Origin of the sequence: Paenibacillus sp. EZ-K15 (assembly GCF_002573715.1) — a bacterium.
Lineage (GTDB): Bacteria > Bacillota > Bacilli > Paenibacillales > Paenibacillaceae > Paenibacillus_AQ.
The window spans coordinates 1-314 of sequence record NZ_PDHM01000008.1 but is presented as its reverse complement, the minus strand read 5'-3'; the positions used below and the strand labels follow the sequence as shown (position 1 = coordinate 314).

Genomic DNA, 314 nt, shown 5'->3' with positions numbered 1-314 from the left:
CTCTCCCGGGACCCTTCGGTCCAAGTACCATCGGCGCTGGAAGGCTTAACGGTCGTGTTCGGTATGGGAACGCGTGGAACCCTTCCGCCATCGCCACCAAACGGTTCAGATGCTTGATCACCTGAAAACTAGATACGAAACGAAATTTGCGTGTTTTAGAATCCGTAGCATTTCCCCAATGTAATATCGGGGTCCCCGGAAAGTATTCGGCGTTGCTTCAAAGCTTCGCTTCACTTTTTGGGGTCTTGTTTGGATAAGCCCTCGACCGATTAGTATTGGTCAGCTCCATGCATTGCTGCACTTCCACCTCCAAC

Annotated in this window: 1 rRNA gene (running past one end of the window); it reads right to left on the bottom strand. The window is 51.3% G+C overall.

Features of this window, described 5'->3' with window-relative positions:
- Positions 1-101, bottom strand: a 5S ribosomal RNA gene (gene rrf / locus CRG97_RS04640) (it extends 17 nt beyond the left edge of the window).
- Positions 102-314 lie beyond the last annotated feature (213 nt).